Origin of the sequence: Hyalangium sp., assembly GCF_035629615.1 — a bacterium.
In the GTDB taxonomy this organism is placed as follows: domain Bacteria; phylum Myxococcota; class Myxococcia; order Myxococcales; family Myxococcaceae; genus Hyalangium.
Map to the genome: position 1 here is coordinate 1 of NZ_DASPHO010000159.1, position 8,655 is coordinate 8,655.

Consider the following 8,655-nt stretch of genomic DNA (forward strand, 5'->3'; position numbering starts at 1 on the left):
TGGTGGGCTCGGACACAGGCTTCGCCTCGCCACGCTGGCTGAGGCTTCCCACGTCCACGAGGAAGAGCGCCGCCACCTCTGGCCCCTTGGCGGAGCTGCCGATTACCTCCACGGTGTAGCCGCCGGCCTGCGGGAAGCGCAGCCGTGTGCAGAACTTCGAGCCCACCTCGCGCGTGAGCGGCACCCGCTCCACGCTTCCGTCCGGCAGGGTGACGTACACGTCCGCCCCGGTTAGCGGAGAAAGCAGCTCGCCGCACAGCACCTGGGTGGCACGGGGGCGCGAGAGGTTGCGCGGGAACCGCTGGAGTTCCGCCTTGCGCTCGGTGCGCAGCAGGATCAGGGAGGCGCGCTCGCCCGCGGTGACCACGCCTACGCCGAAGTGCGTGGCGGGCTCGGCGCTGAAGTCCTTGCGCGACACGAACGTCTCGATGGCATGCGCGTGCGCCGAGGCGCGGATCACATACCTGTACGGGCTCGGGTCCGCGCCGCCCGCGTCACTCACCGCCAGGGTGAGCGAGTGCAGATCCGGAGCGCCCGTGGGCATCTGCGGCCCCAGCGCCTCCCGGGCCAGCCGGCGGGCCGCCTCGGTGAGCGCCGGGTCCTGGACGGGCGCGCGGCGCCCCACGCGCTCGAACTCGCGCAGCACATGCTGGGCAGCCTGCGCCTCCATGGAGGCGGGCGTCAGCGGCGCGGCGGCCAGCAGGGTGGTGAGTGCCAGGGAGAGCATCATCACCCCAGCCGGAACGACAGCGCCGTCACCGCTCCCGCCCCCATCCTGTCGTTGAGCCGCTCGCACACGGAGGACTGCTCCAGGGACAGCGTCCGCGCCCACTCGGCGCTTGCCACGGTGACCACCAGCGTTCCTCCTTGCAGTGTGTAAGGGGAGGTGTGTTTTGCGATCTGCGGGCCGACGGCCGCGGCCCAGACCGGAGCCAGAGAGCGCCCCTTCCCGGACTCCTCGGCGAGCCGAGCGAGGACACGGGGGAGGAGGGATTCCAAGGACTTGGGCTCTTTGCGCGCCATGATCCGAATCATCGACGGGCGCGGCAGGAAATCCAATGGCAGGCTGAGGGACGTGCGAGCCCGGAGCGCCGGGAAGCGGCTGGCCGGGCCGTCGCGCGCCGGTTCCCCTGCCTGTAAGGTCGAAGGGCGCTTCCCGAGAACGAAGACGGAGTCCGCGATGAATCCCCTCACTCGCCTGATGCTGATGCTGGCCGTGCTCTGTGCGGGCCCGGCGCTGAACGGCTGCGCGACGGATGAAGAGCCGGGAGGGCCCCCCACTCCGCCGGGGGACCCGGACGCGGCCTGCACGGTGGATCAGGACTGCCCGGATCCGGCGTTCTTCTTCTGCAACACGGCGGCCTCCAAGTGCGAGGCGGCCTGCCGCACCCGGGAGGACTGCAGCGCGGCGAAGCGGGGCTCGTACGCGCTGGCCGAGTGCGACAACAATCCGCTGGGCTGCCAGTGCGATCAGGGCAAGTGCGTGGTGTCCCTGTGCTCGCGGGACGCGGACTGCCAGTCTTCGCAGGTGTGCCGGGATGGGCGGTGCGTGGAGCCGCCGCCCGCGTCAGCCGCGGCAGCGTGCCAGGTGACGCCAGACTTCGTGATAGGCCGCCCGGGGACGAACGTCCGCTTCGACGTGGCGGTGCGCGACGCCGAGGGAAAGCCCCTGGTGCTGACCGAGGGCATCACCTGGTCGGCGGCGGGCGCGGCGGTGACGGGGGGGGGCTCGGGGACGAGTGCCACGTTCACGCTGGCGGCGTTGGCCGAGGCTTCGGAGGCCGTGGAGGCGCGGGTGGGCCCGGCCGTGTGCCTTGCGCGAGTGACGGTGCTGGGCTCGGAGGTGCCGGCGGGACAGGTGCGTGTGGTGGTGACGGACGAGCTGACCGGACGGCCGCTGCAGGGTGCGCTCGTGATGGCGGCCAGCGCTGCGGGTACCCCTCTGGGCTCGGGCGAGACGGACGAGGGCGGGGTGGCGCTCGTGCAGGCCGCGGGCGGGGTGAGCCTCACCGCGTTCCATGCGGACTACGGCTACCTCACGCTGGCGCACTACGATACGGCGGTGGGCTCGAGGGATCTGGCGCTGCCGTTGCGGCGCAACCCGCTGGAGCTCTATGGCGGGGCGAAGGGCACCTTCAGCAACCTGCCGGCCACGCCGAACCTCCACCTGGGCTTCGCGGGCCTGTCCGCGCCGGGGCTGGGGCTGGAGGTGGCGCCTGAGCAGCTGAACGGGCCCTCGGAGACGGTGTCCGTGAACCTGGGCGGACTGTCTCGCGAGCTGGAGGCGCCGGCGGGTGCGTACCTGGCGCTGCCCTCCAACCCTGTGAAGGCGGAGTACGGGGCGCCTGGGGTGGCGGGAGTGTGTGACGACAGCCTCTCGGGCATCACCCGCGCAGAGGAGGCCATCCGCGCGGGGGCTTGCGGTAGGCGCACGGCGTGGGCACTGGCGGGAGACGTGCCCCCCACGGAGCTTCCGCCGAGCCTCTTTGGCCCCACTCTGGATGTGAGCCAGCTGCTCGCGCAGAGCATCCCCCTGCTGCGGCGCTTCCAGTCCTCCGTCGTCCGTGATGTGCAGTTCCGGCTGGTTCCCACACCCGGGGCCGCCAACGGCACCCCGGACTTCCGCGACACCACCCACTTCACCCCGGTGGATCACGACTTCCAGCAGCTCCCGCTGGGCTTCCAGTTCGCCGTCCGCGTACCCGCGCTGCCGCGTTACCGAGGCACCTTCCTGGATGGGGCCTTCGTCCTGGGAACGGCGAGCGTGCCGGGGCAAGGGCTGGTGCCGCTGGGCCTGGGCATCGCGGTGAACGTGGCGCCGGCGGATCCCAACACGGACGTGCAGGCTGGGCTCCCGGCGCCCGGACTCGTCAGCGTCCGCATGGCGCCCGCGCACCACGGACTGGAGGGCAGCAGCTACCGGCTGCTCGTCCTGGCCACCTCCAACGCGGCCCTGAACGATGCCTCGGCGGGAGCGGCCAGCAGCGCGCTGGTGGAGCCGGTGGACAGCCTCTCCTTCGATCCCAGGGGCGGCTCGCCCGTGCAGCTCTCCCGGAGCTTCCTGTCCGTCCCCGACGGGGCTCGCTACAACTTCGACGCGGAGCCCCACCGGGGCCTGGAGGGCCGGCAGTTCCGCTTCCTCGCCGATCCAGGGCTGGCCGGCGCCACCGTGCTGCGCGTTGTCTTCGCCAATCGGCTGGGCCACCGCTGGACGGTGCTGCTGGATCCGGGGCGCGCCGCCTCGGGCTTCCGCCTGCCGGTGCCGCCCGCTCCCTTCGCGGACCGGACCTACTTCGGGGATCTCACCGGGACGCGCGCGCTGCTGCTGGTGCAGGCGCTCGCCGCGTACAAGCCCGACAACGGCAGCGCGCTGGATCCGGTGGCGCTGGCCGAGGCGGACGACCTGAACCTCGAGCAGCTCGGAGACGTCACGCGCGCCTGGTCCGCGCTCGACTACCGCAGACCGGAGGTGACCTGGCTCGCCCCGGAGTCGGAGGGGCTGAGCGTGCCGCGCGAGTCCACCGTGCGCGTGCGGACCTCGGGGTTCCGGATTGGGAGCGGGCCCACGGACGACGGCTACGTCCAGCTCTCCTTCACCGGAGGCACCGGCTGCGAGGGACAGACTGTTCGCGGAGACGTGGATGCCTCCCAGGGGCGCGGCGAGGTGGAGCTGAAGCTGCCTCCGGGTTGCTCCGGCCTGGGCATGTTCATGATCGCAACGCTCGTGGACCCCTCTGGAACCCCGCTGCGCCCGCCGGTCTCCAGCACCCGCCTCGTCAACCTCCCTTGACCTGGAGGGTAGGGCGCACCTGTACCCACCTGCTCTGGAGTGGCTGGCTCGTTTCCTGATTTGCGTGGTGTTAGAGTTGGGCGGCTATGGCGCAGAATGAGACCGTCGTCACAGCGATCTCGAAGATCTCCGATCGGCCGCTGAACCTGGATGCGGCGCTGGTGGTCATCTACGGCCAGGATCTGGGCCGGAAGTACGATCTTCAGCAGGCGGAGGTCATGATCGGGCGCTCGTCCAAGGCGGACATCTGCGTCGATCAGGAGTCGGTGAGCCGGCTCCACGCACAGATCACGAACTCGAAGAAGGGTGTGCGCATCCGGGACATGGGCTCCACGAACGGGACGTTCGTGAACGACCAGGCGGTGGAGGACGGTGGGGAGCAGGAGCTGCGCAACGGGGACCTGGTGAAGATCGGCCGGACGATCTTCAAGTTCATCGCGGGCGGGAACATCGAGGCGGCCTACCACGACGAGATCTACCGGCTGACGACGATGGATGGGCTGACGCAGGTCCACAACCGCCGCTACTTCGACGAGCAGATCGATCGAGAGCTGTCGCGCAGCCGGCGGTACGAGCGGACGCTGTCGCTGGTGATGATGGATATCGATCACTTCAAGCAGATCAACGATGAGCACGGGCACCTGGCGGGGGACTACGTCCTCAAGCAGCTGGCCTCGACGGTGCGCACGCGCATCCGGCGCGAGGACGTGTTCGCTCGCTACGGGGGCGAGGAGTTCGCGGTCATCCTCCCGGAGATTGATCTGAAGGGCGCGAAGCTGTTAGCCGAGAAGGTGCGGCAGCTCGTATCGAAGCAGCACTTCACGTTCGACAAGAGCCACATCCCGGTGACACTGTCGCTGGGCGTGGCCATCCTCAAGCCCGATCACCGCGAGGCCGCGGATCTGGTGCGCGCGGCGGACGAGAAGCTCTACGAGGCGAAGACGAACGGCCGTAACCGCGTCTGCGTCTGATGGCCGTGGAGTGCCGGGGAGCTGGCTGAGCGGTCACCGCCCCGTGCTCGACCCGCCTGAACGAAAAAAGGCCCGGCCTCTTGAGGAGACCGGGCCGGGTGCAGTGTCCAGACGCGCGTGCTTAGACGGGGCGGACGTTCTGCGCCTGCAGGCCCTTGGGGCCGCGAGCAACGTCGAACTGAACCTTCTGCCCTTCCTGCAGGCTGCGGAAGCCCTCGGTCTGGATCGCAGTGTGGTGGCAGAAGAGATCCTCGCCCCCGCCGTCCTGCGTGATGAAACCGAAGCCCTTCGCGTCGTTGAACCACTTCACGGTACCGGTTGCCATTTACGTTCTTCTTTCTTGTCCGGCCTGTTGAGTTGAGCCGGAGCCGCCCCTATGCGAGCGCGCTGCCTGCCGTGTGTCACGTTTCCAGGCGCATGCCAAGGGGGGAACCCTGAAAAGGTAACTGCTGAACCTTTCCAGTCCATCCTCAGCCGGCGAAGACAGAGCGGCGCTCCCTGAGCAGGGCCTGGAGCATGCCCATGATGGCCTCGCGGGTGCGCTCGGTCAGCCGCTGCACCTCGGCCAGGTCATCTGCTGCGTCCGGCCCCAGTTCCTCCATGCCAATGGGATCGCCGAAGCGCAGCGTCCACCGGGCCGGCAGTGGCAGGGGGCTCGTGAGTGGCAAGTAGGGCACGCCCAGGAAGCTGGCGGGGATGCGCCCCAGCAGCGGCGAGGTCTCCTCGGAGCCCACGATGGCCACTGGGATGATGGGCGCCCCCGTGCGCAGGGCCAGCTTCACGAAGCCGCCGCGCCCGAAGCGCTTGAGCTGGTAGCGCTGGGCGAAGGGCTTGCTCAGCCCCTGGTAGCCCTCGGGGAACACCAGCACCGGGCGCTGCTCGTCCAGCAGCCTCAGCGCGTTCTCCGGGCAGGCCCGCACCGCGCCCAGGCGGTTGAAGAGCGTGCCCAGCACGGGGGCGTGGAAGACCTGGTCCTCTACCAGCCAGCGGGGCTCCCGCAGATCCGGCCGCTCGCGCATGATGGCCAGCGAGGCCACCGGCCCGTCGTAGGGCAACGCCCCTGAGTGGTTGGCCACGAGGATGGCACCGCCCGAGGGAATCTGGTCCGCTCCCTGGACCGAGACACGCCAATAGCGCTCGTACAGGAAGTCCAGCAGGGGCTGGAGCTCGCTCACCAGCTCCGAGTCCCGCCCGTACTCGTCCAGCGACGTGCTGCCGCTGATGCCCAGGCCCGCACTCACCACGCCGACCAGCCCCTGGGCCGTGCCCAGCGCCTTGCCCATGGACGCGCCCGCCAGGGCCTGGAGGGCGATCTCCTTCGCCAGCGAGAACATCCCTGCCGAGCGCGGCGCGGCCGGGTCTGGCTGTCCCTGGGCCTGGTCCGTGAAGAAGGGCTCTCGAGGAAGATCCCGATCCGACGGCAGCGGCGGCACCACCGAGATGGGAGTTGCGCGCTCGGGCGGATATTCGTCGCGGGCTTCGTCCGGCAGCTCTTCTTCGGGCTTCACCTCGGCGCTGTCGGCGTCGACGCCCTCGTGCTCGTCGTCGGACCCGGTGTAGGCCCTGTCGATGACCGTCACCTCGGACGGGGAGCTGCTGGGAGGCTCCTCGTCCTCCAGGAACGGGGAGCCGATGGTCGTCCGCTCCTCCATCGAAGCTGCCTGGGGCGATCCAGAGGTGCCAGCCGACAGCGCCGCATCCAGGACGGCCTCGGCGGCGGCCTCTGCGGCCTCGGCGACGACCGCGGCTGCCAGCTCGCGGTGCCAGGCTTCCTCCAGCGAGCCCGGCGGAGCTGCCGCAATGCCCGCCTGTTGGGCCTGAAATGCCAGCATCGTCTCCACCGCGGCCTGTGCGGCGGCCTCTGCGGCGGCCTCGGTGGCCTCGGCGGCGGCGGCGGTGGCGAGCACCCGATCCACCTCCTGCTCTCGAGGCGTCCGGGGCAGGGTCGCATCCGGTGAGCCACCCGCCACGGGGACACGCGCGGGCGGGCGGCGACGCGGCGTCCCGGGAGCACCCGGCTCTCTCAGCCGATGCGCCGCGTCCTCGGGAGAAGCCGAGCTCGGAGCTGGCTTGCGGCCCTTGGCGGCCTTCGTCGACACGGTGGCGGCCTTCTGGTCCCGGAGGGTCTTGGCGATCTGGATCGCCGGCACCTGGGTGGTCTGGGCGGTCTCGGCGGAGGGCGTCTTGCGGGTCTTCGCCTTCTGGGCCGCCGGAAGCTCCACGGTCTTGCCCGTCTTGCTGGAAGCCTTGTCAGGCCTGGCCTTCTTCTTCGCCGCGGCCTTTCCGCCCGAGGCCTTCTCCTTCTTCGAGGACTGGGACTCGGTGGGGCGCTCCGCGGCGCCGCGCTGGAACGGATCGTTCCCGAGCACACCCTTGGTGGCCATGACTCAGCTCCTCCTCAGCGCCGCAGCGGCGTCCCGGGCGTGATGGATGGGAATGAAACCGAGCGCGGTCTCCGCGCGCTCGCCGTCCGCGACCCAGCTGTAATGGATGTAGTCGAGCAGGGCGACGGGCAATCCCCCCGCACCCACGGCCCCCAGCGCGTGCAGGGCGGCGCGGAACAGCGGACCCGGGAGGGGGAGTGGCTGCCCCCCTGCCTGCCGGACCAGGCCGGAGAGTGGCAGCACGCCCTGGCCCACGATGTTGAACTCGCCGGAGGCCTCTGTCGTCAGCACGCGATGCAGGGCCCGCGCGGCGTCCTCTTCGTGCACGGCCTGCCACAGCGGATCGAAGCCCATCAGCGTGGGCACCACCGGGCGCTTGAGCATGCGCGTCGCGGGGTTGTTCACCGTGGGGCCAAGGATGGGCGCGAAGCGGAGCACGAGCACGCGCGTGTCTGGATGACGCTCACGGAAGGCGCGCACCTGGCCCTCCACCTGCACCTTGTCGGAGACGAAGCGGCTGTGAGGGCAGCCCAAGAGGGGCGTCTCCTCGCGCAGCAGGGCCGGGTGCTGGCCGCGCGCGCCGTACACGGCGGTCAGCGAGGGCACCACGAGCCGGGGGATCCTCGCGCGCCCCACCGCGGCCAGCACGTTGAGGGTGCCCATCACCTCCAGCTCGTGCGCCAGCGAGCCGTTGCGCACCCGTCCGAACAGGAAGGCCAGGTGGTAGAAGGCGTCCACGGGGCGCTCGGAGAGCGCCTCGGTCAGCTCGCTCTCAGCGTCGTGCCGGGTGAGATCGACCCGGTGGTACTCCACCTTGTCGCCCTCGGGGCGTGCCACGTCCAGCACCAGGACGCTCTCCACCGCTGGGTCCTTCTCCAGCAGCGGCAGCAGCAGCCTGCCGAAGTCCCCGCTCGCGCCGGTCACGGCGACGCGCAGCCCCCTCTTGCCTGCCTGGGTCGCATCCATACGGAGCTGGCCGTGTTATCCAAGAACCGAGGGAAAGTCAGCACTTCCCGTAGGAAACAGGAGCCAACTTCCTGGGTGTTGTGTAGCGTGCACTACCCGGAGAGGTTGACCCGCGCCCATGGCTCGCATCGCCCGACTGAGTGACGACCTCATCAACAAGATCGCCGCCGGCGAGGTGGTGGAGCGGCCCGCCTCCGTGGTGAAGGAGCTGGTGGAGAACGCGCTCGACGCGGGGGCTCGCACGGTGCAGGTGTCCCTGGAGGGGGGAGGCCTGCAGCGCATCGTCATCTCGGACGATGGGCATGGCATGGCCCGCGAGGACGCCGTGCTCTGTCTGGAGCGGCATGCCACCAGCAAGCTTCGGGAACTGGACGATCTGCAGAACCTCTCCAGCAAGGGCTTCCGGGGCGAGGCGCTGCCAGCCATCGCCGCCGTGTCGCGCTTCAGCCTGCACACCGCCGAGCCAGGCGCGGAGCTGGGCACCCGGGTGACGGTGGAGGGTGGGGGGCTGCCTCAGGTGGAGGATGCGCCGCCGCGGCCCGGC

Annotated in this window: 7 protein-coding genes and 1 pseudogene; 3 read left to right on the forward strand and 5 right to left on the reverse strand. The window is 70.4% G+C overall.

What is annotated here, in order from left to right:
* Nucleotides 1–730, reverse strand: a pseudogene (locus VD972_RS08130) (CAP domain-containing protein); the annotation flags it as partial.
* On the reverse strand, nucleotides 730–1,023 hold the full coding sequence (locus tag VD972_RS08135) for a DUF721 domain-containing protein (protein ID WP_324983306.1): 294 nt from the start codon (nucleotides 1,021–1,023) through the stop codon (nucleotides 730–732). The gene VD972_RS08135 and the pseudogene VD972_RS08130, both read right to left, overlap by 1 nt.
* A gap of 157 nt (nucleotides 1,024–1,180) precedes the next feature.
* Here VD972_RS08135 and VD972_RS08140 point away from each other — a divergent pair, with 157 nt between their 5' ends.
* Nucleotides 1,181–3,790 (forward strand): carboxypeptidase regulatory-like domain-containing protein, encoded by a 2,610-nt coding sequence (locus VD972_RS08140; protein ID WP_324983310.1) that lies wholly within the window; start codon nucleotides 1,181–1,183, stop codon nucleotides 3,788–3,790.
* Nucleotides 3,791–3,876: 86 nt separating this feature from the next.
* Nucleotides 3,877–4,761, forward strand: coding sequence for a GGDEF domain-containing protein (locus VD972_RS08145; protein WP_324983315.1), 885 nt, complete (start codon nucleotides 3,877–3,879; stop codon nucleotides 4,759–4,761).
* Nucleotides 4,762–4,882: 121 nt separating this feature from the next.
* Here VD972_RS08145 and VD972_RS08150 read toward each other — a convergent pair whose 3' ends face one another.
* The 3 genes from VD972_RS08150 to VD972_RS08160 all read right to left on the reverse strand — a co-directional run bounded on the left by VD972_RS08150 (nucleotide 4,883) and on the right by VD972_RS08160 (nucleotide 8,111).
* Nucleotides 4,883–5,086 carry a cold-shock protein gene (locus VD972_RS08150; RefSeq protein WP_324983317.1) on the reverse strand — a complete coding sequence of 68 codons (204 nt, stop codon included), beginning with the start codon at nucleotides 5,084–5,086 and terminating at the stop codon, nucleotides 4,883–4,885.
* 145 nt (nucleotides 5,087–5,231) lie between these two features.
* Nucleotides 5,232–7,145 (reverse strand): lysophospholipid acyltransferase family protein, encoded by a 1,914-nt coding sequence (locus VD972_RS08155; RefSeq protein WP_324983321.1) that lies wholly within the window; start codon nucleotides 7,143–7,145, stop codon nucleotides 5,232–5,234.
* 3 nt (nucleotides 7,146–7,148) lie between these two features.
* The gene (locus VD972_RS08160; protein WP_324983324.1) at nucleotides 7,149–8,111 is read right to left on the reverse strand and encodes an SDR family oxidoreductase; all 963 of its coding nucleotides are present in this window, start codon (nucleotides 8,109–8,111) and stop codon (nucleotides 7,149–7,151) included.
* A gap of 118 nt (nucleotides 8,112–8,229) precedes the next feature.
* On the opposite strand from VD972_RS08160, the gene mutL reads away from it, so the two are divergent.
* Nucleotides 8,230–8,655 (forward strand): DNA mismatch repair endonuclease MutL (mutL, locus tag VD972_RS08165; protein WP_324983327.1); only part of this gene is annotated, 426 nt, incomplete at its 3' end.